General features: G+C 70.5%; 21 protein-coding genes. 8 read left to right on the top strand and 13 right to left on the bottom strand.

What is annotated here, in order from left to right; translation table 11 throughout:
- Nucleotides 1–9 precede the first annotated feature (9 nt).
- The 7 genes from BKA25_RS18020 to rimP all read right to left on the bottom strand — a co-directional run bounded on the left by BKA25_RS18020 (nucleotide 10) and on the right by rimP (nucleotide 7,233).
- Complete coding sequence (locus BKA25_RS18020) at nucleotides 10–780, bottom strand: SDR family NAD(P)-dependent oxidoreductase (RefSeq protein ID WP_069848124.1); 771 nt, start codon at nucleotides 778–780, stop codon at nucleotides 10–12.
- Between the two features lie 165 nt (nucleotides 781–945).
- Nucleotides 946–1,503, bottom strand: coding sequence for a 30S ribosome-binding factor RbfA (gene rbfA, locus BKA25_RS18025; protein ID WP_084642771.1), 558 nt, complete (start codon nucleotides 1,501–1,503; stop codon nucleotides 946–948).
- A 73-nt stretch (nucleotides 1,504–1,576) separates the two neighbouring features.
- Nucleotides 1,577–1,873 (bottom strand): DUF503 domain-containing protein, encoded by a 297-nt coding sequence (locus tag BKA25_RS18030; RefSeq protein ID WP_069853477.1) that lies wholly within the window; start codon nucleotides 1,871–1,873, stop codon nucleotides 1,577–1,579.
- A 114-nt stretch (nucleotides 1,874–1,987) separates the two neighbouring features.
- Entirely contained in the window at nucleotides 1,988–5,125 is a 3,138-nt protein-coding gene (gene infB / locus BKA25_RS18035) for a translation initiation factor IF-2 (RefSeq protein WP_069848122.1), read from the bottom strand.
- Nucleotides 5,126–5,269: 144 nt separating this feature from the next.
- Nucleotides 5,270–5,554: a YlxR family protein gene (locus BKA25_RS18040; RefSeq protein WP_084643610.1), complete on the bottom strand. Its 285-nt coding sequence runs from the start codon at nucleotides 5,552–5,554 to the stop codon at nucleotides 5,270–5,272.
- Nucleotides 5,555–5,587: 33 nt separating this feature from the next.
- Nucleotides 5,588–6,637: a transcription termination factor NusA gene (gene nusA, locus BKA25_RS18045; RefSeq protein WP_069848118.1), complete on the bottom strand. Its 1,050-nt coding sequence runs from the start codon at nucleotides 6,635–6,637 to the stop codon at nucleotides 5,588–5,590.
- A complete protein-coding gene (rimP, locus tag BKA25_RS18050) occupies nucleotides 6,634–7,233 on the bottom strand; it encodes a ribosome maturation factor RimP (RefSeq protein ID WP_069853476.1) in 600 nt (199 codons plus the stop codon). Before rimP ends, nusA begins: the two co-directional genes overlap by 4 nt.
- 256 nt (nucleotides 7,234–7,489) lie before the next feature.
- Between rimP and BKA25_RS18055 the strand changes: the two genes are divergently transcribed.
- Nucleotides 7,490–8,005, top strand: a complete 516-nt coding sequence (locus tag BKA25_RS18055) for a hypothetical protein (protein ID WP_084642770.1) — start codon at nucleotides 7,490–7,492, stop codon at nucleotides 8,003–8,005.
- Nucleotides 8,002–8,520, top strand: a complete 519-nt coding sequence (locus BKA25_RS18060; protein WP_084642768.1) for a ferritin-like domain-containing protein — start codon at nucleotides 8,002–8,004, stop codon at nucleotides 8,518–8,520. Before BKA25_RS18055 ends, BKA25_RS18060 begins: the two co-directional genes overlap by 4 nt.
- 65 nt (nucleotides 8,521–8,585) lie before the next feature.
- On the opposite strand, the gene BKA25_RS18065 is transcribed toward BKA25_RS18060, so the two are convergent.
- Both BKA25_RS18065 and BKA25_RS18070 read right to left on the bottom strand, forming a co-directional pair.
- On the bottom strand, nucleotides 8,586–10,256 hold the full coding sequence (locus BKA25_RS18065; RefSeq protein ID WP_157421010.1) for a hypothetical protein: 1,671 nt from the start codon (nucleotides 10,254–10,256) through the stop codon (nucleotides 8,586–8,588).
- Between the two features lie 51 nt (nucleotides 10,257–10,307).
- Nucleotides 10,308–11,339, bottom strand: coding sequence for an aminotransferase class V-fold PLP-dependent enzyme (locus BKA25_RS18070; RefSeq protein ID WP_069848114.1), 1,032 nt, complete (start codon nucleotides 11,337–11,339; stop codon nucleotides 10,308–10,310).
- 121 nt (nucleotides 11,340–11,460) lie between these two features.
- Between BKA25_RS18070 and BKA25_RS18075 the strand changes: the two genes are divergently transcribed.
- Nucleotides 11,461–11,886 (top strand): YjbQ family protein, encoded by a 426-nt coding sequence (locus BKA25_RS18075; RefSeq protein WP_069853472.1) that lies wholly within the window; start codon nucleotides 11,461–11,463, stop codon nucleotides 11,884–11,886.
- On the opposite strand, the gene BKA25_RS18080 is transcribed toward BKA25_RS18075, so the two are convergent.
- On the bottom strand, nucleotides 11,867–12,892 hold the full coding sequence (locus tag BKA25_RS18080) for an LLM class flavin-dependent oxidoreductase (protein ID WP_069853473.1): 1,026 nt from the start codon (nucleotides 12,890–12,892) through the stop codon (nucleotides 11,867–11,869). The two genes, BKA25_RS18075 and BKA25_RS18080, sit on opposite strands and share 20 nt — an antisense overlap.
- Nucleotides 12,893–13,125: 233 nt before the next feature.
- On the opposite strand from BKA25_RS18080, the gene BKA25_RS18085 reads away from it, so the two are divergent.
- Entirely contained in the window at nucleotides 13,126–14,046 is a 921-nt protein-coding gene (locus BKA25_RS18085) for a DUF8017 domain-containing protein (protein WP_069848112.1), read from the top strand.
- 63 nt (nucleotides 14,047–14,109) lie between these two features.
- Here the strand turns inward: BKA25_RS18085 and BKA25_RS18090 are convergent, their stop codons facing one another.
- Nucleotides 14,110–15,858 (bottom strand): proline--tRNA ligase, encoded by a 1,749-nt coding sequence (locus tag BKA25_RS18090; RefSeq protein WP_069853471.1) that lies wholly within the window; start codon nucleotides 15,856–15,858, stop codon nucleotides 14,110–14,112.
- A gap of 217 nt (nucleotides 15,859–16,075) precedes the next feature.
- Here BKA25_RS18090 and BKA25_RS18095 point away from each other — a divergent pair, with 217 nt between their 5' ends.
- The 4 genes from BKA25_RS18095 to BKA25_RS18110 all read left to right on the top strand — a co-directional run bounded on the left by BKA25_RS18095 (nucleotide 16,076) and on the right by BKA25_RS18110 (nucleotide 21,493).
- The gene (locus BKA25_RS18095) at nucleotides 16,076–17,383 is read left to right on the top strand and encodes a GNAT family N-acetyltransferase (protein WP_172803759.1); all 1,308 of its coding nucleotides are present in this window, start codon (nucleotides 16,076–16,078) and stop codon (nucleotides 17,381–17,383) included.
- 97 nt (nucleotides 17,384–17,480) lie between these two features.
- On the top strand, nucleotides 17,481–18,272 hold the full coding sequence (yaaA, locus tag BKA25_RS18100) for a peroxide stress protein YaaA (protein ID WP_069853470.1): 792 nt from the start codon (nucleotides 17,481–17,483) through the stop codon (nucleotides 18,270–18,272).
- A gap of 219 nt (nucleotides 18,273–18,491) precedes the next feature.
- On the top strand, nucleotides 18,492–19,649 hold the full coding sequence (locus BKA25_RS18105) for an RIO1 family regulatory kinase/ATPase domain-containing protein (protein WP_084642763.1): 1,158 nt from the start codon (nucleotides 18,492–18,494) through the stop codon (nucleotides 19,647–19,649).
- Between the two features lie 314 nt (nucleotides 19,650–19,963).
- On the top strand, nucleotides 19,964–21,493 hold the full coding sequence (locus tag BKA25_RS18110; protein ID WP_069848109.1) for a DEAD/DEAH box helicase: 1,530 nt from the start codon (nucleotides 19,964–19,966) through the stop codon (nucleotides 21,491–21,493).
- An 82-nt stretch (nucleotides 21,494–21,575) separates the two neighbouring features.
- Here BKA25_RS18110 and cobA read toward each other — a convergent pair whose 3' ends face one another.
- Both cobA and BKA25_RS18120 read right to left on the bottom strand, forming a co-directional pair.
- Nucleotides 21,576–22,832: a uroporphyrinogen-III C-methyltransferase gene (gene cobA, locus BKA25_RS18115; protein WP_069848107.1), complete on the bottom strand. Its 1,257-nt coding sequence runs from the start codon at nucleotides 22,830–22,832 to the stop codon at nucleotides 21,576–21,578.
- A gap of 113 nt (nucleotides 22,833–22,945) precedes the next feature.
- Nucleotides 22,946–24,397: a cobalt-precorrin-4/precorrin-4 C(11)-methyltransferase gene (locus BKA25_RS18120; RefSeq protein WP_069848105.1), complete on the bottom strand. Its 1,452-nt coding sequence runs from the start codon at nucleotides 24,395–24,397 to the stop codon at nucleotides 22,946–22,948.
- Between the last annotated feature and the right edge of the window lie 142 nt (nucleotides 24,398–24,539).

Genomic DNA, 24,539 nt, shown 5'->3' on the forward strand with positions numbered 1-24,539 from the left:
AGCCGTGACTCAGCGGCTGGTATACCCGGCGTCCACGTGCAGGGTCGTCCCGGTGACATAGGACGAGAGATCCGATGCCAACCACAGACTGGCCTGGGCCACCTCCCTGGCCTCTCCGAACCGCTCCAACAGGCTGAGCTGCGCGGCGTATTCGTGCTCGTCGAAACCGAACTGCTCCAACGCGCCGCGCAACATCGGCGTGTCGATGGCGCCCGGCGCCACGGAGTTGATCCGGATTCCCTTGCCGCCGTTCTCCATCGCGGCGGTCTTGGTCAGGCCGACGACGCCGTGTTTGGCCGCGACATAGGCGGCGTTGTTCGGCTGCGGACGGAACCCACTGACCGAGGAGATGTTGACGATCGAACCGCCGTCGCCCTGCGCGAGCAGCTGCCGGATCTCGTGCTTCATGCACAACGCGGTGCCCTTGAGGTCGATTGCGATCAACCGGTCCCAGTAGTCCTCGTCCAGATCCGCGATCGGCCGGTCGTCCGGGGTCAACGCCGCATTGTTGATGGCGACGTCGAGCCTGCCGAACCGTTCCACGGTCGCCGCGACCAACCCGGCGACGTCCTCCGAGGAGGAGATGTCCACCCGGTGGAAGATCGCGGTACCGCCCGCCGCCTCGATCTCGGCGACCGTCTGCCTGCCCAGCTTCTCATCGATATCGGCGACGACCACCTTCGCCTTCGCCTCGGCGAAGAGCAGGGCCGTCGCGGCGCCCATCCCCTTCGCGGCACCGGTGACGATCGCGGTCTTTCCTTCGAGAACGGGGAACGTCATGCTGCCCGATGCTAGTTCGACTACTCGGGTCCCGCAGTGGCGACGACTCCCCCACCAGCGGTGATAGCGACCCGGCCCCGAAAGCGAATCCGCGCCGGGGTGCTGCGGCGGCCGAACACGCCAGACGATGACGGGCCCACCTGTGGGCCCGTCATCGGTGGTGCATCAACGCTCGGAATCCGCCCCATCACGAGGCTTGGTCGCCGCGTCTCGGGCTGCGGCGTCCCCGCCGTCCGCCGAGTCGGCACCCTCCTCGCGGTCGTCGTCGAGCAGGTCCTCCTCGTCGTCGTCCATGTCCGTGGACTTGTACGGGTCGGCTTCGCCCGCGAACGTCGCGCCGGAGGCCAGCCGGGCCACCTCGGCATCGGCCTCGCGTGCCCTGGCCAGCAGCTCGTCCATGCTCTTGGCGGCTTCGGGAACGGTGTCGGCCGCGAAGGTCAACGTCGGAGTGAAGCGGATACCGGTCTGCTGTCCGACCAGACTCCGCAACACGCCCTTGGCGCTCTCCAACGCCGCGGCGGCCGAGGCCACATCCGGCGGTGCATCGACGCTCTCACCGATCACCGTGTAATACAGCGTGGCGTCTCGCAGGTCGGGCGTGACCTTGGCGTCGGTGATCGTCACCCTCGCCAACCTCGGGTCCTTGACCTCACGTTCCAACGCGGAGGCCACGATCTGGGCGATCCGCTTGGCGAGCCTGCGGGCGCGGGCCACATCGGCCACGGCGCTCCTCCTTGATCACTAGAATCCAGACAAACCGCCGACCGGCCACGAGGACCGGTCGGCGGGTGGTTCGCTATTCGTCCTCCGGCCCCAGCAATCGCTGACGAGCCGCGAGCAATTCGATCTCGGGGCGACCCGCCACCGTCCGTTCACAGGCATCCAGCACCGTGCGGACATGCTGCGCATCGGCTGCGACCACCGCAACCCCGATCAACGAGCGACGATGCAGATCGAGATGGCCGCTCTCGGCAACCGACACCTCGAAGCGCTTGCGCAGCTCCGCGATGATCGGCCGGACCACCGACCGCTTCTGCTTCAACGAGTGAACATCGCCCAATAACAGGTCGAGTTCCAGGGCACCGACGTACACCGGCATCACCATGACGAGCTGGTCTTCGAAAGTGGTCCACCCGCTCGAAGGAAACGGGTGGGGACGAACTCGGTGGGCAGGCCCAGCTCAGGACCTGCCCACCGAGATCTCGTCTCAGGAGCGCTTCTTCTCGCGCATCTCGTAGGTCTCGATCACGTCGCCGACCCGGAGGTCGGAGTACGAACCGAGCGTCAGACCACACTCGAAGCCCTCGCGGACCTCGGTGACGTCGTCCTTGAAGCGCCGCAGCGTCGAGACACTGAGCCCCTCGGACACGACCACGTTGTCCCGAAGCAGCCTGGCCTTGCTCCGCCTGCGAACCTCGCCACCGAGCACCATGCAACCGGCGATCGTACCGATCTTCGAGGACTTGAAGACCTCGCGGACCTCGGCGCGACCCAGCTCGACCTCTTCGAACTCCGGCTTGAGCATGCCCTTGAGAGCCTGCTCGATCTCCTCGATCGCCCGGTAGATGACCGAGTAGTACCGGATGTCGATGCCCTCGTGGGTGGCCTGGTCGACCACCTTGCCCTCGGCCCGGACGTTGAAGCCCAGGATGATGGCGTCGGAGGCGATCGCGAGGTCGACGTTGGCCTTGGTGATGCCACCGACGCCCCGGTCGATGACCCGGAGCTCCACCTCGTCGCCCACATCGATCTTCAGGAGCGCGGCCTCGAGTGCCTCGACGGTACCCGAGTTGTCGCCCTTGATGATCAGGTTGAGCTGACTGGTCTCCTTGAGGGCCTTGTCCAGGTCCTCCAGGCTGACCCGCTTGCGCCGCGACGCGAACTGCGCGTTGCGCATCCGGGCCTGCCTGCGGTCCGCGATCTGCCTGGCGACCCGGTCCTCGTCGACGACGAGGAAGGTGTCACCCGCACCCGGAACCGAGGTGAAGCCGATGACCTGCACCGGACGCGACGGAGTCGCCTCGATGATGTCCTCGTTGAACTCGTCGACCATCCGACGGACCCGCCCGTAGGCGTCGCCCGCGACGATCGAGTCGCCCACCCGCAGCGTTCCGCGCTGGACCAGCACGGTCGCCACCGGGCCACGGCCGCGGTCGAGGTGCGCCTCGATCGCGACACCCTGGGCCTCCATGTTCGGGTTGGCCCGCAGGTCCAACGTCGCGTCCGCCGTCAGCACGATGGCCTCGAGAAGGCTCTCGATGTTGGTGCCCTGTCGCGCCGAGATGTCGACGAACATCGTCTCGCCGCCGTACTCCTCGGCGACCAGCCCGTAGTCGGTGAGCTGCTGACGGATCCGCTGCGGGTTGGCGCCCTGCTTGTCGATCTTGTTGACCGCCACGACCACCGGCACGTTCGCCGCCTGGGCGTGGTTGATGGCCTCCACCGTCTGCGGCATGACGCCGTCGTCGGCGGCGACCACGATCACCGCGATGTCCGTCGAGTTCGCACCACGGGCACGCATGGCGGTGAACGCCTCGTGACCGGGGGTGTCGATGAAGGTGATCAGACGTTCCTGCTCGCCCATGTCGAGCTTCACCTGGTAGGCACCGATGTGCTGGGTGATGCCGCCTGCCTCGCCCTCCTGGACGTTGGTCTTGCGGATCGTGTCCAGCAGTCGGGTCTTACCGTGGTCGACGTGACCCATGACGGTCACCACCGGCGGACGGAACTCGAGGTCGTCCTCGTTGCCCGCGTCCTCGCCGTAGGTGATGTCGAAGGTGTCGAGGAGCTCTCGGTCCTCCTCCTCCGGGCTCACGACCTGGATCGTGTAGTTCATCTCCTGGCCGAGCAGGCCCAGGACCTCGTCGGAGACCGACTGAGTCGCCGTCACCATCTCACCGAGGTGGAACATCGCCTGGACCATCGCGGCCGGGTTGGCGTTGATCTTCTCGGCGAAGTCGGTGAGCGAGGCACCTCGGGGCAGCCGGACCGTCTCGCCGTTACCCCGGGGCAGCCGGACGCCGCCGACCGAGGGCGCCTGCATGTTGTCGAACTCTTGACGCTTCTGCCGCTTCGACTTGCGGCCGCGTCGAGCCGGACCGCCGGGACGCCCGAAGGCACCCGCCGCGCCACCCCGACCTCGGTTACCGCCACCGCCGGGACGGCCACGGAAGCCGCCTGCGGGCGGAGCACCTGCACCGGGAGCGCCGCCGCCACCGCCGGGGCCGCCTCGGTAGCCGCCGCCACCGCCGCCGCCTCGGTAACCGCCACCGCCGCCGCCACCGGGACGACCACCGCCGCCACCGGGACCACCCGGCCGGCCGCCGCCGCCACCGGGGCGACCGCCGCCGGGACGACCGCCACCGCCGCCGGGACCACCGGAGGGCCTACCGGACGGCATCATGCCGGGGTTGGGCCGAGGCGGCATCATGCCCGGGTTGGGCCGGTTGCCGCCGCCACCGCCTGCGGGACCCGAGGGACGGGCGCCACCGGAGGAGCCACCTCGGTCGGAACGCGGTGCACCGCGCTCGGGCCGGTTACCGCCGGGACGCGGCGCACCGCCACCGGGACCACCGCTGCCGCCGGGGCCGCCACTGCCGCCCTGGCCGCCGGAACGGGGGCCCGCCGGTCGCGGCGAGGCACCGCCGACGCCGAACGGGTTGTTACCCGGCCGAGGTGCACGCGGGCCTGGCTTCGGCGACTGCGGCCTCGGGGGAACCACCGACCCACCAGGGGCGGGCCTGTTTCCACCCGGACGGTTGCCGCCCGGACGCTCCGGGCCGCGCTGCTGCGGCGACGGGGTCTGCTCCGGCTTCGGCGCAGGCTTGCGCGGGCCGGGCATCGGCGCACGTCCGCCTGCCTGCGGTCCGCCCGACGTCGGGGCGGGTCCACTGGGCTTGGCCGACTCGGCCGCTGCTGCGGGCTTCTTCGCAGGCGGAGGTGTCGGGGTCGGAGCCGGGCCGGGGGTCGGAGTCGCGGGAGCCGCCGGGGCGGCCTGCTGCTCCGCCTGCGGCGCAGGCTTGGCCGGTCCAGGCTTGGCCGGACCGGGCTTGAACATCCCGGGACCGGGGCGCACCGCAGGGCGCTCCGTGCCCGACTCGTCGGACTGGGACTTCGGCGCGGGCGGACCCGGCTTCGCCGAGGTCTCGGGGCGGGGTCCGCTCCGACGAGACCGTCCTCCGTCACCCTTCGGGAATGCGTCCCGCAGTCTGCGGGCGACCGGCGCCTCCACCGTGGAGGACGCCGACTTCACGTACTCGCCGAGGTCCTGGAGCTTGGTCAGTACTTCTTTGCTCGTGACGCCGAGCTCTTTTGCGAGCTCGTGCACGCGGGCCTTGCCTGCCACTGCTCTCCTCATCTGGTGAGGCCGAGCGGCAGTTCCCGCACGACCTCGTCCTACCGTCGAAACACGTTCATGGCTTCAGCTTCACGGCTGCTTCATGACGGGTCGACCTGCTTCCTCTTGCGGCAGACGTGGAAGGGCTCCACGTCAGTCTTCAACACCTTCGACGACACCGAGATACGTCCGCACCGCCGACAAGTCGAGCGGCCCCGGAACGCGCAGCGAACGGGGAAGAGCCCGACGTCGCTCGGCGAGCCGAAGGCACTTCGGGTCGGGATGCAGCCAGGCACCCCTGCCCGAGAGTCTTCGCTTGGGGTCCGGGACCACGACACCGGTCGCGGCCACCACCCTCAACAGCTCGGATACCACCGCACGGCGACGACAGCCGACACAGGTCCGTACCGGACGAGCGCGCTCTGGAATCGCTGACATGTGGTGATCCAATGAAAGTTTAACCCGTGCCTCTCACTCAGCCGAACCGGCCGTTGGGGAGCCTGCGGAATCCGATGTCGAGATCGGCAGGTCCTGGACCGGTGTGGCGGGTTCCGCATCGCTGCGGATGTCGATCCGCCAGCCGGTGAGTCTGGCCGCCAACCTGGCGTTCTGTCCTTCTTTTCCGATCGCCAACGAGAGCTGGAAATCGGGAACGATCACCCGTGCGGTCTTGGCGCGCTCGTCCACGACCTGGACGGATACCACCTTGGCGGGTGAGAGCGCGTTGCCGACGAACGAGGCCGGGTCATCCGAGAAGTCGACGATATCGATCTTCTCACCGCCCAACTCGCTCATCACGTTACGCACCCGTGCGCCCATCGGACCGATGCACGCGCCCTTGGCGTTGACCCCGGACACCGTCGAGTGAACGGCGATCTTGGATCGGTGTCCCGACTCACGCGCGACGGCCGGGATCTCCACGACCCCGTCGGCGATCTCGGGGACCTCCAGCGCGAACAGCTTGCGCACCAGGTTCGGGTGGGTCCGCGAGAGGGTGACCTGGGTGCCCCTGGCGCCCCGCGACACTCCGACCACGTAGCACTTGATGCGACTTCCGTGGGTGTAGGTCTCGGTGGGGACCTGCTCCGCAGGCGGGATCACTCCCTCGATCTCACCGACCTGGACCACCACCATACCCCTGGCGTTGGCCCTGGCGTCGCGTTGCACGACCCCGGCCAGGATCTCGCCCTCCTTGGCGGCGAACTCGCCGTAGGTGCGCTCGTGCTCCGCATCGCGCAACCGCTGCAGGATGACCTGTCGCGCGGTGGTCGCCGCGATCCGCCCGAAGCCCTCCGGGGTGTCGTCCCACTCCTCGGTGACCGCGCCCTCGGCGTCGAGGTCGTAGGCCAGCACCCGCACCATGCCGGATTTGCGATCGATGTCGATCCTGGCGTGCGGGTGGTGCCCCTCGGTGTGCCGGTATGCGGTGAGGAGCGCGCTCTCGATTGCCTCGAGAACCGTGTCGAAGGGGATGTCCTTGTCCCGCTCGATCGCCCGAAGTGCGGCGATGTCGACGTTCACTGCGACTTCTCCTCCGTATTCGACCGCACGCCCTCGGCGTGCGCGTCCTGATCCACGCCGGCAGCCTGCCGGTCGTGTTCTGCCTCGTCGCCCAGCAGCAGGAGGTCCTCCTCGGCGGGTGGCCGGAACTCCACCTCCACCGTCGCGCGCTCCACCTCGGCGAATGCCAGGCGGCGCAGCGTCCGGTCGACCAGGAGTGTGACCCCGTCCTCGTCACAGGCACCGACGCGTCCCGTCAGGTCACCGCCGTCGGCGAGCCGCACCGTGACCAGCCTGCGACGAGCCCGTCGCCAGTGCCTCGGCTTGGTCAGCGGCCGGTCGACGCCCGGCGAGGTGACCTCGAGTGTGTAGGGGCCGCCGAACAACGAATCGGTCTCGTCGTCCTGGCCGTCCAGCACCGAGGACACCGCTCTGCTGGCCGAGGCGATGTCGTCCAGACCGATTCCGGTCTCCGAATCCACCACGACCTTGACGACACGTCGATTGCCCGCACGCCCGATGTCCAGTGAGTCGAGCTCGAAACCGAGCGCGACGAGGGCCTGGGCGATCAGGGGTTCCAACTCCGCCGATGTCGCGGCGCCCCGTCCTGCGGGCACGGCCCTCTTCTTGGACTGCGCACCCCGGTCCTGACCACTCGGCACGTACTCGACTCCCTCGGGTTCGCTGCTGCTCGGGTTCCTCCGCTGCGGCCGCGGCGACCATGCCGCCACCGCGCATGGCGGGCCGCCCGGCCAGCACGAGTCTGGACGGTCGTAGTGGACCAGGGTATCGCGTGGGTGAAGTGGCCCGGCCCGGAGATGCCCGCAGGCACGGCGAACGGCCCCGCGCACCGCGCTGGCAGGATGAACGATCGTGACTCTCCCGACCACTCCGTCTCCGCCACCCAAGCCCGCCGCCCGGCCGATCGGACGGCGCAGGCTCCTGTTCGCCGGGCTGCTCGGCGCGGTGGCATTGCCGTTGCTGGCCGCGTGCACCGAGCCGCCGCCACCCGAGCCGGATGTCCTCGAACCGTTGTTGGAGTCAGCCGAGGCCGACGCCGCGCTGGCCGAGGCGGTCGTCGCGGCCTTCCCGGAGCTGGCCGACCGGGTCGGCCCGGTCGCCGCCGATCGGGCCGCCCACGCCGACGCACTGCGCCAAGAGATCGACCGGGCGGTGACCGTGCCGCCCACCGAATCCTCCGCCGCACCACAGCCCGAACCGGCGGAGCCGCCCGCCGATGCCGAGTCCGCACTCGTCACGCTTCAGGAGGCCGTCGGACAGGCCGCCGCGCAGGCGGCCGAATCGACATCGAGCCTGTCCGGTCACCGGGCCGGACTGGTCGGATCCATCAGCGCGAGCTGCACGACCCTGGGAGAGGTGCTCCGATGATCGATCGTGTACCCCGCGCCACCGCAGGCGACGACCCGACCACCGAGGAGACCTCCGGTTCCAACGAGGCGACCCTCGATCTGGGCGACGCCGTCGAGTCGGTACAGCAGGCGTTGGGCGCCGAGCACGCCGCCGTGTGGGCCTATGGCCTGGCCGCTGCCTTCACCGACGCCTCGGTCGCCGAGGCGCTGGCCGAGGGCACCCGGATCCACACCGATCGCCGCGACCTCGTGGAGACCGCGCTGCGGGCGCAGGGCACCGATCCGGCCCCCACCGAGGCCGCGTATCAGCCGCCGGAGCCGGTCACCGACCACGCCTCGGCCGTGGCGATGCTGGTGTTGACCGAGTCCGACTGCGCGGCGGGCTGGCGCGCGGTGTTGGAGCGGGCCCAGGAGCCGGAGCTGCGCGGCATCACCTTGGAGATGCTCACCGACGCGGCCCTGCGCGCGACCCGTTGGCGGCGGGTCGCCGGTCAGACGCCGTCGACCGTTCCCTTCCCCGGCTCGCCATCGTGATCATCCGGGCCGGGGCCCGCGTGAGTCGACGACTCACCCGGCGTCCCGGTCCGGGCCGGACCTGATCAGTCGCCGTTGTCGTCGTACTGCTTGATCGCCTCGGCGCTGATTCCCTGCAGGACGGCCTTACTGGTCGGATCCTCGCGGTTGTCGTAGAAGGTCGACTCGGAGATCAGCAGGGTGTCGCCCCGCTGCTCGGAGGCATAACCGGCGCCCGGGTACAGGTCGGAGGGCCCGCCCTCGATCCGCACGCCCTCGGTCAGCAGGTCGTTGACGTTTCCGGTCCCGTCCTGCGTGGTGAGGGTGTTCAGCGCGCTGGCGGTCTCCTCCTGGTCGAACCGGACCGCGACCAAGGACACCGCGACGCCTTCGCCCTCGTGCGTCGTGGTGTAGAGCAGCTGGGTCAGCTCGGTGCAGGTGTGGTCTTGGAAGAACTGCTTCACCTGGCCGTAGGAGTGATCGACGCAGCCCACCCCGGAGTAGCTGCGCTCGCCCTGCGGCACGGTCGCGAACTCGTAGGGCAGCTCCTCGACATCGTTGCCGGTCGACGGTTCCGTCGTACCCGGGCGGTCGGCTCGATCCGAGGGGTCAGAGTGGGGCTTGGGCTGGAGGAGCAGATACACCGTGCCGGAGATCACCGCGACCAGCACGAGGCCGAGCCCCTTGAGCAGGTAGTCGGCGGTCTTGCTCTTCGGCGGCGGTGCGGCAGCGGGCCGAGGTCTGCGAGTGCCGCCCGGCGGCCGTGCCGCCGCGCCCGCCGAGGTCGGACCGCCGGGCGGACCCTGCCGAGCCGCAGCCGGACCGTGCTGGCCCTGTGGCGCCGCGCTGGGCGCCGAATGCCCCATGGGAGCACCGAAACCCTGGGCGGGGGTCGGTGGGGCGTTGTGGCCGACCTGAGCGCCTGGATGGCCTTGCGCAGCGGCGGCGGGCTGGGCGGCGAAACCGGGTGCCGGGGTCGCCTGCCAGGGCTGGGCGGGCATGCCATGCCCGGGCGTCGGGGGCGGCGGTTGCGCAGCGGGCTGCTGCCCGTACTGGACGGGGCCCGCAGCGGGCGGGTGCGCGGCGTTCTGACCGTACTGGGCGGTCTGGGGACTCTGGGCTGCCTGGGGGCTCTGGCCGTAGTGCGCGGTCTGGTCGTGCTGAACGGGCCCCGATGCGGGCGGCTGCGCTGTCTGCGGCTGATACGCGGGACTGGGCGGTACCGAGGTGGCGGCGCCCATCGCGAATCCCTGTGCGGGGGTCGGCGGCGGCAGCGGCTGCGCGACGGTGGCCTGATCGGCGGGGTTGTGGAAACCCGGCGGCGGCGTCGGCGGACCGAATCTCGGCGCAACGTTCTGCTGCGGATCATGGACATCGGCCTGCCCGGGCGGCACGAACCCTCGGTGCCCGCCGGAGGAATGGGCGCCGCCCCGCGCCTCGGTGGAATGTGCCGAGGCTAACGACGCCTGCGACCCCGAATGCGCCGACGGCAGTCGATCCTGGGACGACTCGGTCGTCGAGGTCGGTTGCTCCTCGGCACCATCGGCATCGGGCCGCGCGTGGGCGGCGTGTCGGGACCCGGATCGGACTGAATCCGGCTTCGAGTGCTCGGTCGTGGCCTGCTCAGCGGACTGCTCGACGCTCTCCGGCGTAGACCATGACGAACCGGATACAGCGGGCATCGGAGTAGTCGTCTCGATGTTCCTCGGCCCCGCCTGTCGTGTCGCCGGGTCGGAATCGTGATCCGGGTTCGCCATGGGGACACACCGTAATGTGTTTCGGCTCCTCAGGCGACGACACCTCTCGAATCAGCTTCGAAGCGCACGCACCACACGGTCGACGTCCTCCTCGGTGTTGTAGAGGTGGAAGGACAACCGGACCCTGCCCGATCGAACCGAGGCCGCGATGCCCTGTTCGGCCAAGCTGCCCGCACCGTCGGGCAGATCCAGCGCGACGATCGCGGAGTCCCTCGGGGCCAGGTCGAGTCGTTCCAACAGCAGGTCGGCCAGGCCGACGCAGTGTGCGCGCACCGAGGCGAGGTCCAGACTCACCAACCAGGGCAGCGCCTCGGCCGCGCCGAGATGCGCATGCCAGATCGGGGAGGTGTCCAGGCCCCTGGCTCCGGGATGGAGTGCGGCGGACGCCCCGTAGAGATTGTTCCAGCGGTCGTCGGCGGCGTACCAGCTCGCAGCCGACGGCCGGGCCTCGGCCAGCCCTCGTTCCGAGCAGGCCAGCCAGCAGGCCCCGTTGGTGCTGAGCAGCCACTTGTGCGAGACCCCGACCAACCAGTCGGCCCAACCCAACGACAGCGGCTGCCAACCGGCGGCCTGGCTGACGTCCAGCAGGACTCGAGCACCGGTCCGCTCCGCGGCCGCGCGTAGGGCCGCCAGATCCACGGTGCGTCCATCGCGGGACTGCGTGACGGACACCGTCACCAGGTCGTGGTCGGCGACCCGCTCGGGAAGCGCCTCGAGGTCGACCTCGGTGATGGTGACTCCCCGGTCGGCGTGGACCGCGAACGGTCGCACCACACTGCCGAACTCCTCGGCGGCCGTCAGCACCCTGGTCCCGTCGGGCACCCCGGCGGCGACCATCCCGATCAGACTCGACACCGCCGAGCCGATGGCCACCCGGTCCGGATCCGCGCCGACCAGCGTGGCGAATGCGGCGCGGGCCGCATCCACCTCCGCGTCGAAGGAGGCATTGGGATGGGCGGCGGTGTACCAGTCCTCGACGGCCGAGGCGACCCGCCTGCCCACCCGCAGCGGTGGGACTCCGGTGGACGCGGTGTTCAGGTAGCCGGGCTGGATCTGGAACTGCTCGCCGAAGGCCTCATGCACGAGATCCGAGGCTAGCCGCTCGGGTTCTCGTCGACCAGGGTCCGAACGGGCCTCGTGGCCGGTGCTGCGCCGCCCATCGGCGGTACTGCTCGCCGTTGGGCACGCGGCTACGCTCGGCACCGTGCTGAGTGAGGAGATCGAGGTCCGCACGGGCGGCGTGGAGGTCGTCTACGACCTGACCGCCGAGTGTGAGCGGTTTCTAGCGAGTGTGAACGGCAACGGCAGAGGTGGTGCCGACGGCCTGCTGCACCTGTGGGTGCCGCACGCGACCGCCGGGCTGGCCGTGCTCGAGACGGGCGCGGGCAGTGACGACGATCTGTTGGCCGCGCTGCGGGATCTGCTGCCCAAGGACGACCGCTGGCGGCACCGGCACGGCTCTCCGGGACACGGGCGGGATCATGTCCTGCCCGCGTTGGTTCCGCCCCATGCGAGTGTGCCGGTGCTCGACGGTCGGATGGCGCTGGGCACCTGGCAGTCGGTCTGCCTGGTCGACACCAACGTCGACAACCCGGTACGGCGCGTTCGACTCAGCTTCCTGCCGGGTTGAGGCCTCCGACCTCGGCCAGCAACTCGTAGGAGCGCAACCGGTCCTGGTGTCCATGGATCATCGAGGTGACCATCAGTTCGTCGGCCTCGGTCCGCTCCAGCAGCTCGTTGAGCTGCTCCCGCACGCTCGACGGGGTCCCGACGATGTGGGAGGCGCCCCAGGACTCGACCACCGCGAGTTCGGCGTCGGTGTAGGGGTAGTCCGCGGCCTCCTGCGGGCTGGGCAGCAGTCCGGGGCGGCCGGACCGCAGCCGGACCATCGACAGGCCCTGGGAGCCCGCCAGCCAACGCGCGTGTTCCTCGGTCTCGGCCACCACCACGCCGACCGCCACCATCGCGTAGGGCTTGTCCAGGTCCGCCGATGGCCGGAAGTTCCGCCGGTACGCCGCCAGGGCGGGCATCGTGTTCTGGGCACTGAAGTGGTGGGCGAAGGAGAACGGGAGCCCCATCATCCCCGCCGCGGTGGCGCTGAAGTCGCTGGAGCCCAGCAGCCACACCGGGGGCTTGTTACCCGGGGCGGGCACGGCGGTGACATCCCAGGCCGGGTCGCCACTCGCCGGGTCGAAGTAGGAGATCAGCTCCGCGAGCTGCCGGGGGAAGTCCTCCACGGACAGCGGATTGCTGGTACGACGCAAGGCGGCGGCGGTGCGCTGGTCGGTGCCCGGTGCGCGCCCGATGCCCAGGTCGATTCGACCGGGGTGCATCGCGGTCAGCATGCCGAACTGCTCGGCCACCACCAGCGGCGGATGGTTGGGCAGCATCACCCCACCGGAGCCGACCCGCATCGTCGTGGTGTGCGCGGCGACCTGACCGATCAACACTGCGGGCGCGGAACTGGCGATGCCCGGCATGTTGTGGTGCTCGGCGACCCAGTACCGGTGGTAGCCGAGACGTTCGGCGAGCCGGGCCAGGTCGAGGGTATGCCGCAGGGCCTCGGTCGCGGTGGAGCCGGAGACGACGGGCGCGAGGTCCAGCACGGACAGCGGAACGGATCGAGAGAGGGTCACACGCCGTGCCAACGCGGAACCGGCCGTGGAACTTCCCGGTTCGCCCGTGATTCGGCACGGGACGTGGCAGCCGTCACCGTCAGACACCACTGTGCGGAGTGCGGCCGCCATCCATCGGCCACATCGCGGATGGGCGCAGGCGCGCGGCGGCGCGCGAATACCGATGAACCGTTGGCGGAATCAGGCCTACCGGACGCGTGAGAGCGCCCGTCCCAGCCGGTTACCGTAAGCACATGACTTCGTGGTCTCACGGTGGACAGGGGCCGGACGACTCGGGCTCGCACGGCCCCGGCCATCCCGCCTCCGGTTCCTTCCCCGCGCAGGGCGGCAACCCCGGTCCGGGCGGGTACAGCGGGCCCTACGGTGGCCTCGGCGTCTACGGGGCGGGCGGCGGCGAACCGCCGAGGGAACCCGGCAAGGGACGGGCGCTGCTGATCGGCGGGCTGGTGACCGTACTGGTCGTCACCATCGGCGCCACGATCGTGCTGGCCGTGAACAACAGCCGGTCGGACTCCGCCTCGGAACCCACCGAGACGACCGAGACGACCGAGGAGAGCCCGCCCCCCAGCGACGAGCCGGAATCGGACGAGGGCACCGACGATCTGCCGCCGCCGACGGTGCCCGGCGGGAAGGTCGTGGGCACCGACCGAGGCGGGGTGTACGACGTGCCCGAGTCCTGGGTCATCGAGGAGAACACCATCACCTACGGTGACCCCGCCCAGGAGGGGATCACCCTCGAGTCGACCGCCACTTTCGAGAACGGCAGTTGTGCACCCGGGTACCTGCGGGCGGGCGCCGGGGTCACCATCTTCATGGAGCCCGACCTGCCCACTGCGGCAACCGAGGTCGCCCGGCGGGTGGCCGACGGCGCCTACAACGTGGAGGGCACCCCGCCGGAGGTCGAGGTGAGCGAGCCGGAGTCGATCACGCTCGCGGCCGACACCCCCGCCCAGTACGCGCAGGCCACCGCGACCGTCGCCGACCCGGCGGCGTGCGGTTCGCCCTCGGGTTCGGTGCACGTCGTCACGATCCCCACCACAGACGGCAACGGTGCGCTGGCCCTGGTGGCCGTGGGCGACCAGGAGGTCGACAACGCGGTCGGCCCCGACGACCTGCGGATGATCACCGAGTCGCTGCGCCCGGCGAACGGATGACGTGACCTGAGCGGGCCTGCGCGGGCGATCCTCGATCGCTCGCACAGGCCCACGTCGAGCCGGTCAGCTCCGGACGGTCTCGACCAGCTTGGCGATCACCTCGTCGACGGCGACCTCCACCCGCTCGCCGCTGCGCCGGTCCTTGATCTCGACGACCCCGTTGGCCAGGCCCCGTCCGACCACCAGGATCGTCGGGATTCCGATCAACTCGGCGTCGGCGAACTTCACACCGGGCGAGGCCTTCCGGTCGTCGAGGATCACCTCGACGCCCTGGGCGGACAGCTCCGAGGCGAGTCGTTCGCCCGCAGCCAGCAGGGTCTCGTCCTTACCCGCGACCACCACGTGCACGTCGGCCGGTGCCATGGCGCGGGGCCAGATCAATCCCCGGTCGTCGTGGGACTGCTCGGCGATCGAGGCCACCAGCCGCGACACACCGACCCCGTAGGAACCCATGGTGATCCGGACCGGCTTGCCGTCCCGGCCCAGCGCGTCGATGCCGAACACATCGGCGAACTTGCGACCCAGCTGGAAGATGTGGCCGATCTCGATGCCCCGCGCGGCGACGAGCGCCCCTGCACCGTCCGGCGAGGGGTCGCCCACCCGGACCTCGGCGGCCTCGATGGTGCCGTCCGGAGTGAAGTCACGGCCGCACACCAGGTCCACCACGTGGTGGTCGGCCTTGTCCGCGCCGGTCACCCACGCGGTGCCGCGCACCACCCTCGGGTCGACCAGGTAGCGGACGTCGTTGGCCAGCAGCGCCCCCGGACCGATGTAGCCCTTGACCAGGAACGGGTGCGCGAGGAAGTCCGATTCCTCCAGCAACGCCACCTCGCTGGGGTAGAGCGCCGCCTCCAGCCGCTTGGCATCCACCTCGCGGTCGCCGGGCACGCCGATGGCCAGCAGCTCCCACTCGGTCGAGCCGGGGGCCCGGGTCTTGACCAACACGTTCTTCAGCGTGTCCGCCGCAGTGAAGGTCCGGCCCAGCCCGGCGCCGTTGAGGTGGTCGACCAGGGTGGCGATGGTGGGCGTGGCCGGGGTGAGGTGCACCGTCGCGGCGGGCTTGTCCTCGATCGACTGCTCGGGCGGCGGCGTCGTCGTGATCGCCTCGACGTTGGCGGCGAAGCCGGATTCCAGGCAGCGGACGAAGGTGTCCTCGCCGGTCTCGCTCTCGGCGAGGAACTCCTCGGAGGCCGAGCCGCCCATGGCGCCCGAGACGGCCGAGACGATCACGTAGCGCAGACCCAGCCGTTCGAAGATCTTGATGTAGGCCTCGCGATGCTGCTGATAGGAGTGCGAAAGACCCTCGTCGTCGATATCGAACGAGTAGGAGTCCTTCATGAGGAATTCGCGGGTGCGCAGAATGCCCGCCCTCGGCCGTTCCTCGTCCCGGTACTTCGTCTGGATCTGATAGAGCGTGACCGGGAAGTCCTTGTACGAGTTGTACTCGCCCTTGACCGTGAGAGCGAAGAGCTCCTCGTGGGTCGGCCCGAGCAGGAAGTCGGCCCCCTTGCGGTCCTTGATCCGGAAGAGAAGCGGGCCGTACTCCGTCCAGCGGCCGCTGCGCTCATAGGGATCACGAGGCAGCAGCGCGGGGAACTGGATCTCCTGCGCGCCGATGGCCTCCATCTCCTCGCGCACCACGCGCTCGATGTTGCGCAGTACCCGCAGGCCCAGCGGCAGCCACGCATAACCGCCCGGCGCTACGCGACGCACATAGCCCGCCCGCACCAACAGCTTGTGACTCGGAACCTCGGCGTCCGCCGGATCCTCACGCAGGGTGCGCAGGAACAACGACGACATCCTGGTTATCACGGTGACTCGCTCCTCGGGATGGTGCGGCAATGCGACACGGTGGGCGGTCATGACGACGACACGACCGGTTTATGGCGGGCAGCCTAGCGAGCCCACCCGCACACTCCTATCGGGTAAGACGGTTTCGGCATCCCGCTGACCGGTTCGCCCCCCGCCCCGCGCGCCGCTGTCCGTTGTCGCAATGCCCGGCGGCCGGACTACACCCACAATGCGAGACGTGGCCACGCAGTTCTCCACCGCCGACGTGACGATCCGCCCTGTGACCAGGTCCGAGCTGCCCAGGGTGTTCGAGCTGAACCGACTGTCGTTCGGTCGAAGCCGAGGCGGCCTGGCTGCGGGTACGGACCGGCCGGGCCTCGCACGCTGGGGAGCGTTCGGCAGGCGCGGGGAGCTGTTGGCCTCGGTCGCCGATCAGCGCCAGAGTCACTACTTCGGTGGACGCGCCGTGCACGCCGCAGGCGTGACCGACCTCGCCGTCGGGCCCGAGTACCGGGGTCGAGGACTCGGCAGGCGACTGCTGACCAGGCTGCTCGCCGAGGCCCATTCCCGGGGTGCGGCGATCAGCACGCTGTTTCCCACCCTGCCCGCCCTGCACCGTCGACTCGGATGGGAGACCACCGGCTCGCTCACCTGGTACACGCTGCCCGCCGCCGCGTTGGCGGGCCTGCGTCCCGCGCCGGACACCCGGATCCGGGAGGCCACCACCGAGGACCTGCCCGCGTTGGCTCGGCTCTACCAGCGGATCGCTGCGCAGGGCAATGGGCTGGTCGAACGAGCGGGTCCCGGGATTGGCGCGGTCCCCCGGCTGCCCGCAGGCTTCGTCGCCGTGGCCGACGGGGTGGAGAGTGCGGCAGCGGTCGACACGATCGGCGTGGCGGCTGCGGCCACCGACGACGCGGCCGCCTCCGAGGGCACGATCGCGGCCGACGGGATCACCGTGGTGGAAGGCCCCGACGGAGACCCGGAGGGCTACGCGGTCTGGACCCGGGGCACCGGCTGGGGCGCGACCGCCCGGCTGACCGTGCACGATCTGATCGCGACCACCCGACGGGCCCACCTGACCTTGGGGGCGTTCCTCGGCGGCTGGGCCGGCGGGACCCCGGTGCTGGCGCTGCGGTTGGAGGAGCCCGATTCGCTGCGCAGGTTGCTACCCGCCGGGGACCTGCGGGTCGAGTCGGAGGAGCCCTGGATGCTTCGACTGGTCGACGTGCGGGCCGCCGTCGCCGCCCGAGGGTGGCCGCCGCATCTGAGTTGTGGGCTCGCCATGGAGATCCAGGACAGCGTCTGCCCGTGGAACGCGGGCCTGCGCACGCTGGTCCTCCACGAGGGCTCGGCGATCCTGGACACGGCGTCGTCGGCGCGGATTCGAATCGATATCGGCGGTCTCGCCGTGCTCTACGCGGGTGGTTCCCGCGCGGCGACTCTGCGCCGCTGCGGGTTGCTCACCGGTGGCGATGCCCAGGACGACGCGATGATCGACGCGGTGTTCGCCGGACCCCGGCCGACGGTGCTGGACCGGTTCTGAGTCGACACGCAGCCGGTCGGATGCGGTTCGGCGTCTCGCGGCGATGCCGGAACGCCTCGACGCCGGTTCCGGCCCGCCGCCTCGGTACGGTGCACGCGTGCTCGTGCTGCTGCCCCCTTCGGAGACCAAGGCATCGGGCGGCGACGGCCCGCCGTTGGATCTCGACGCGCTCTCCTTCCCCGAGTTGACCGAGGTCCGCCGGTCCTTGGCCGAGTCGCTCGTCACGCTCGCGGCCGACCGCCCGGCCAGTCTGGCGGCGCTCGGTCTGTCACCGAGGCAGGAATCGGAGGTCGACCGCAACGCCACGCTGTTCACCTCGCCGACGCTGCCCGCGCTGGCCCGATACACCGGGGTCGTCTACGACGCGCTCGATCTCGCGAGCCTCTCGACGGCCGATCGGCTCAGGGCGGACCGGCGGCTGGTGGTGTCCTCCGCATTGTTCGGGCTGGTCAGAGGCGGCGACCGGATTCCCGGGTACCGGCTCTCCGCGGGAAGCCGCCTGCCCGGGGCGGGTACGTTGCGCGGCAGGTGGCGCCCCGTCGCCGGACCCGTGCTCGCCGAATGGGCGGGATTGATCGTGGATCTGCGCTCCGGGGCCTATGCGGCGTTGGCCGAGGCCCCGGCCGCCGTCACGGTGCGGGTGTTGTCCGAGGACGCCTCGGGCGTGCGCTCGGTGGTCAGCCACGCCAACAAACACCTCAAGGGCAGATTGGCCAGGGCGCTCGTTCGGATCGAGTCCGAACCCACCGACATCGACGAGGTCGTCACCGCCGCCGAGAAGCTCGGGCTCACGGCCGAGCGGCACGGCACGCGCGGATTGGACCTGATCGCACCGCACTCCACGGGTGGCACGGGAAATTCGGTTGCGCCGAGTCCGGGGAATCATTGACACTTCCTGCCGACGACATGCGATGAGCGAGAGTCATCGCCGGATTCGAAGGGGGTGCCGCTTTGGCCGGTTCAACGGTTTTCAACGTGGTTTTTCTTCTTAATCCGGTTTCTCGCCCCGCCTGCGGCTGAAAGCGGTTCTGTGGGCGCCGTTCCGAACGGCGCCACCGAACCCGGTGCTGTCCGGGTGTGAGCGAGTCGGCTCCTTGGAGTTCTCGCAATGTCGACGCATTCCCTGCGTTCCCAGCTTTCCTCCCATTCTCTTTCCGACGGTGACGACCTCGACGACGACCATGCCGCCGAACCATTCGCCGATGAATCCGACGACGCCCGCCGCGATGATCCTCGCCTCGCCGGGCCAGAACGCTATGACGACGAGTACGGCGATCCCGAGGCCGATCTCGACGATGACGACGCGTACGCCGACTACTACGAGTCATTCGAACGCCGACGGTCCGGCCGTCGCCGCCGCACCGATCGCGACACCGACGAGGGCCTGAGCCATCGCCGGGGCAGGCTCACCGAGGACGCCCGGCGACGGACCCTCGAGCGTCGTGCCGAGGCCGAGAGTGCCGCCACCGCCCTGCCCGACGGCGCCGACCGCTGGTCGACCTGGGACGAGGGCGACCGAGGTCCGCTGCCGCACCCCGACTGGCTGGTCACCGTCACCGAGGCGGTGGACCACGAACTCGGCGTGCTCAAGACCGGCAAGGAAGCCGAAGTTCACCTGATCGAGCGCGTTGAGCTCGCGACGGGCGCATCCTGTCTGCTGGCCTGCAAACGGTATCGATCGGCGGAGCATCGGCTGTTCCACCGCGATGCCGGTTATCTGGAGGGCAGGCGGATGCGCCGGTCCCGGGAGATGCGGGCGATCGAAGGGCGCACCGACTTCGGCCGCAACCTCATCGCCGAGCAGTGGGCGGCGGCCGAGTTCGCCGCGCTGGGCAGGTTGTGGGATCTCGGACTGCCGGTGCCGTACCCGGTGCAACGGGTGGGCACCGAGTTGTTGACCGAGTTCGTGGGCACCGCCGACGGCACCGCGGCGCCCAGGCTCGCCCAGCTCCGACCCGACCTCGACGCGTTGACCTCCCTGTGGTCCTCACTGACCGAGAGCATGCGAGTACTGGCCGCCAATGGACTGACCCACGGCGACCTGTCGGCCTTCAACCTGCTCGTGCACGGGGGCGAGCTGGTGTTGATCGACCTCCCCCAGCTCGTCGACGTGGTCGCCAATCCAGAGGGACCCGCCTACCTGGCCAGGGACGTGGCCAACGTCTCGACCTGGTTCCTGACCCACGGACTGCCCGCCGAACTGGCGGACGCCGACCGGTTGACCGAGCAGCTGATCTCGGCCGCCGGGCTTGGGCCGCGCGGCTGACCTCCGCATTCCCTGCCGCCTCTCCCGACCGAGTGGTCCGCGTCGCAATGAGACGCGGACCACCGGTTTCGTCCGCCTTTGATCGACCAGGCGCCCGCCCGATGATGATCAATGGAGCCGAGCGTGTAGTCTCATAGAGCACCGCGCGGGTTCGAACTCCTTTCGCCGCCCGGTCGCCACGGCGATTCTTCGGTGCTGTCGATCCACTCACTTACAGTCAAGGCGCTATGACGCGCCGGGCTCGTCCTTGAGATCGCACCCGCTTTGATTCTGCGTGGCGCATCCCCGAGACGTGCCATGTCACGGAGGTGCTTGTGCCAACCACGTCCCGAAGCCGTTCCGAGCGCGCGCACTCGCCGCGTCACCCCGAGCACGGGCGTGGCGGCGACGGAGCCCGCCACGGTGGCGGCAGGCGACGTCCCCGCCGCGAGTCCAGGCCGCAACAGGCCGTCTCGCCGCTGCTGCACTCGGCGTTGGAGGCCACCGCGCCGCTGCCGACGGGCCCGATGCCGTCGTTCGCCGAGCTGGGCCTGCCCGAGGCCCTGGTCCGTGCGCTGTCCGAGAAGGGCATCACCGAGCCGTTCCCGATCCAGGCCGCCACGCTGCCCGACGTGCTCGCCCAGCGCGACGTCCTGGGCCGGGGCCAGACCGGCTCCGGTAAGACCCTCGCCTTCGGTCTGCCGATGCTGACCAGGCTCAAGGACGGCCAGACGGCGCCGATGCGGCCGCGCGGTCTGATCCTGGTCCCCACCCGCGAGCTGGCCATGCAGGTGCACGACGCCCTGGAGCCGTTCGCGCACTCGCTGCGACTGCGGACCACCACGGTGGTCGGCGGCACGTCCTTCCCCCGGCAGACCGCCGCGCTGCGGCGCGGGGTCGATCTGCTGATCGCCACGCCGGGCAGGCTCTCCGACCACGTCCGGCAGGGCACCTGCCAGCTCGACGACGTGATGATCGCCACCCTGGACGAGGCCGACCAGATGGCGGACATGGGCTTCCTCCCGCAGGTCCGCGCGATCCTGGACCTGGTGCGGCCCGGTGGTCAGCGACTGCTGTTCTCGGCGACGCTGGACCGCGAGGTCGGCACGCTGGTGCGCGAGTACCTCACCGACCCGGTGGTCCATGCGGTCGCGCCGCCGTCGGCGAGCGTCACCACCATGGAGCACCACCTGCTGCTGGTCTCGGCCGACGACAAGCCCGACGTGCTCGCAGGCATCGGCGCCCGTGAGGGTCGCACCATCATGTTCGTGCGTACCAAGCACACCGCGGACCGCGTCGCGAAGAAGCTGCGTTCGGTCGGCGTCCGTGCGGGTGCCCTGCACGGTGGCAAGACGCAGAACGCCAGGACGCGCACCCTCGGCGAGTTCCGCGAGGGCACGACTCCCGTGCTGGTGGCCACCGACGTCGCCGCCCGAGGCATCCACGTCGACGACGTCAGCCTCGTCGTGCACGTCGACCCGCCCGCCGACCCGAAGGACTACCTGCACCGTGCCGGTCGTACCGCGCGGGCAGGCGAGTCCGGTGTGGTCGTCACCCTCGTGCTCAACGAGCAGCGGCGCAGCGTCACCGCGATGACCAACCGTGCCGGGGTCCGTGCCAAGTCGACTCGGGTCCGGCCGGGCGACGAGGAACTGGCCACCCTCACCGGGGCCAGGACGCCCAGCGGCGAGCCCGTCGCCGAGCCTCGTCCGGAGCGGCAGTCCCGCCCCCGGCGGGCAGGCGCACCCGGCGGCCGAGGCCGAGGCGGTGCCGGTGGCGGCTCCCGGTCCGGCGGTGGCTACCGGGGCGGCGAGCGCCGGGAGAACCGGGGACAGCGGGAGAACCGCTCGAACTACTCTCGCTGACACCAGCGGACTACCACGGCGGGGCCGGTCGCGATCGCGACCGGCCCCGCCGTCGTTGTCGCAGCCCTTCAGCCGAGTCGAGTCACTGTGGATGCTCCGGGTCCGTCGCCGGGCCGAGTCCCGCGACCGCACCGATGACGATCACCGCAGGCGGTCGTACCCCCGCGTCGGCGATGTCCTGCGCCACCGTGTCGAGAGTGGACCGCAACACCCGTTCGGTGCGCAACGTGCCGTCCTGCAATACCGCCACCGGCGTGTCCCCCGGACGGCCGTGCCCCGTCAACACCTCGACGAACTGGGCGATGCGCTCCACACCCATCAGCAACACAAGGGTGCCGCGCAGGCGGGCGAGCGCCCGCCAATCGGTCAACGAACGTTCGTCATCCGGGCCGACATGGCCGGACACCACCACCACCTCGTGGGCGACCCCGCGATGGGTCACCGGCACATCGGCCACGGCGGGCACCGCGAAGGCACTGGTCACACCGGGAACCACGGTCACGGGGACGCCCTCCGCCGCACACGCCAGCACCTCTTCGAAGCCGCGTCCGAAGACGAAGGGGTCGCCGCCCTTGAGTCGCACGACGAATCGACCCTGCTTGGCACGCTCGATCAGTGTCGCGTTGATGACCTCCTGGTTCGCCGCCCGCCCATAGGGGATCTTGGAGGCATCGATCACCTCGACATCGGGTGCGAGTTCCTCCAGTAGTTCGCGTGGGGCCAGCCGGTCGGTCACCACGACGTCGGCCCGGGCGAGGAGTCGTCTGCCGCGCACGGTGATCAGGTCGGGGTCACCGGGGCCGCCGCCGATCAGGGCGACTCCGGGGCTGTTCTCGGCAGTCGGGTCCTCGTGGTCGTCGATCGTGCCCGCGCTCAGGCCCGCGATCACCGCGTCTCGCACGGCCGTCGAACGTCGCGGACGGCCACCGGCCAGCACGCCCACCCGCAACCCGGCGTGTTCCCCGACCGCGGGGGTGACCGCACTGCCGCCCTCGGCCTGGTCGGCACGGACGCAGAACACCCGGCTGACCGCCGCCTCCGCCGCGACCTCCGCGTTGACCGAGGGATCCGAGGTGCAGGCCACGGCATACCAGGCCTCGGCGAGATCACCGGATCGGTAGGGGCGTCGTGACCAGGTCAGCTCGCCCGCGTCGGCCATCGCCTCCACGGCGGGGGTGGCCTGCGGCGCGATCACCTCCACGGCCGCGCCCGCACCGACCAGCCGGGGCAGGCGACGCTGGGCGACGGTGCCCGCGCCCACCACCACGACCCGCCTGCCGGTCAACAGCAGCCCGGTGAGATAGGGATCGGCAGGTGTGTCGTGTCGTTCGGCTCGCATGAGGCCAAGGATGCCGCGCGGGCGCGCCGTGTCCTAGCGAACCCGGCGCGACACAGATCACCTCTTAGCAGGAGTCGGGTTGTTCCGGACCGATCGACGCTGGTCGGGTCCGATCAGGATCGACGTCCCTTGCCCTGCGACCCCTTTCGGCCCGAGGAACGACGGCGCCCGCCGTCGCGCTCCGATGATGCGGATACCGGCGTCTGTTGGTCGGCAGGCGCATCGACCTTCGCGCTCACCGAGGACGTCGTGGTCCGTTTGGCGCTCACCTTGTTGTTGGCGGTGACCCGCTTCTCGGCGGCACCGTGCTCCGAACCCTTCGGACTGCCGGCGGTCGGCTCGCGCGTCTCGGCGGTGTTCCCCGGCACGTCGGCGTCGACTCGACCGTCCGAAGTGGCCGATCCGCCACCCTCGGCATCGCCGATGCTCTTCGCAGCCGCGCCATCGACCCGCTTCCTGCCAGGCTTCGGGCTGCCTGCGACCGGCTTTCCGGGCACAAGTTCGGCCTCGGCGACCGGGCGCGGCTCGGGCAGCACCTCGGCGGCGGGGTCGGACCCACCGTCGGATTCCGCATCGGCGGCCTTACGCGGCCTGCCGGGGGCGCCTCGGCCCCCGCCTCGGCCCGCGATCCGCGCCGTCTCCTGCCAATCGCGCACCGCCCACCAGGCGGCCGCCGCCTCGGCTCCTCGCTCGGCCTCGGAGGTTCGCGGTTCGAAGGGGGCCGGCTCGGGGTCCGCCTGCTCCTGGGCCGCCTCACCCCTCGGTCTGCGAGGAGACTGCTGCGCGGCACCCGGCTCGGTCGGGGTGCGGCGGTAGGAATGGCCGGTCGTGCGCGCACCACTGCGGTTGCGACCGGCAGGCGTGGCCAGCGCGTCGCCGACCAGGAAGAGCGTGTTGCTCCACAACCGGTTCTGTTTCACGGTGGCGGCCAGCTCACCCAGTGAGGTACGCAACAGCTGCTCGTCGGGCCACGACGGCTTGTGCCCGACGACCACCGGGGTGCTCTCGGTGTAACCACCGGCGAGCAGCTGCTCGACGAGTTCGCCCGCTCGCGCACCGGCCACGTACATCGCGATCGTCGCGCCAGTGGTCACGAACCTGCGCAACTCCTCGCCCTGCGGCAGCGGCGTCTTTCCGCCGTCCGCCCGTGCGAGAACCACGGAGTGGGCGCCGTCCGGTGTCAGTTCCCGGCCGACAGCCGATGCCGCCGCCGACACCGTGGACACGCCGGGCACGAGTTCCACCTCGAGGCCGAAACGCCTGCACACGTCGTAGTGGGCCTGCACGCCGCTCCACAGCGTCGGGTCGCCCGGCAGCAACCGGGCCACCCGCAGTCGTTCGGCGGTGGCTCGCCGATAGACCTCGAGCACCGCGTCCTCGGGGACCCGCGCGGAGTCCACCAGCTGGGCGAGTTCGTTGGCGTGCTCCCGAACGCAGTCCGGGGAGATCGAACTGGATGTCCACACCACGACATCGGCCTCAGCGATTCGGCGCGCACCGCGCACCGTGATCAAATCGGCCGAACCGGGGCCTGCACCGATGAACGAGACCCGGCCGCTGGTCATGCTGCTCCCCTCCCCCGCGTCGACGGGAGCCCGAGATTTCCTTGATGGTGTACTGCGCCGTGCCATCGCCATTCGAGAGAACGAGGCAGCACAGTTGGTCGCCGACGACCGTACCGTTTCCCGACGAGCCGCCGACCGTCGC

This window comes from Actinoalloteichus hymeniacidonis, assembly GCF_014203365.1.
GTDB lineage: Bacteria > Actinomycetota > Actinomycetes > Mycobacteriales > Pseudonocardiaceae > Actinoalloteichus_A > Actinoalloteichus_A hymeniacidonis.

What these genes read in the sequence shown, in the direction of transcription:
- BKA25_RS18020 (WP_069848124.1), bottom strand. Translation starts at nt 780, where the DNA reads ATGACGTTCCCCGTTCTCGAAGGAAAGACCGCGATCGTCACCGGTGCC.
- BKA25_RS18040 (WP_084643610.1), bottom strand. Translation starts at nt 5,554, where the DNA reads ATGTCAGCGATTCCAGAGCGCGCTCGTCCGGTACGGACCTGTGTCGGC.
- BKA25_RS18060 (WP_084642768.1), top strand. Translation starts at nt 8,002, where the DNA reads ATGATCGATCGTGTACCCCGCGCCACCGCAGGCGACGACCCGACCACC.
- BKA25_RS18065 (WP_157421010.1), bottom strand. Translation starts at nt 10,256, where the DNA reads ATGGCGAACCCGGATCACGATTCCGACCCGGCGACACGACAGGCGGGG.
- BKA25_RS18085 (WP_069848112.1), top strand. Translation starts at nt 13,126, where the DNA reads ATGACTTCGTGGTCTCACGGTGGACAGGGGCCGGACGACTCGGGCTCG.
- BKA25_RS18105 (WP_084642763.1), top strand. Translation starts at nt 18,492, where the DNA reads ATGTCGACGCATTCCCTGCGTTCCCAGCTTTCCTCCCATTCTCTTTCC.
- cobA (WP_069848107.1), bottom strand. Translation starts at nt 22,832, where the DNA reads ATGCGAGCCGAACGACACGACACACCTGCCGATCCCTATCTCACCGGG.
- BKA25_RS18120 (WP_069848105.1), bottom strand. Translation starts at nt 24,397, where the DNA reads ATGACCAGCGGCCGGGTCTCGTTCATCGGTGCAGGCCCCGGTTCGGCC.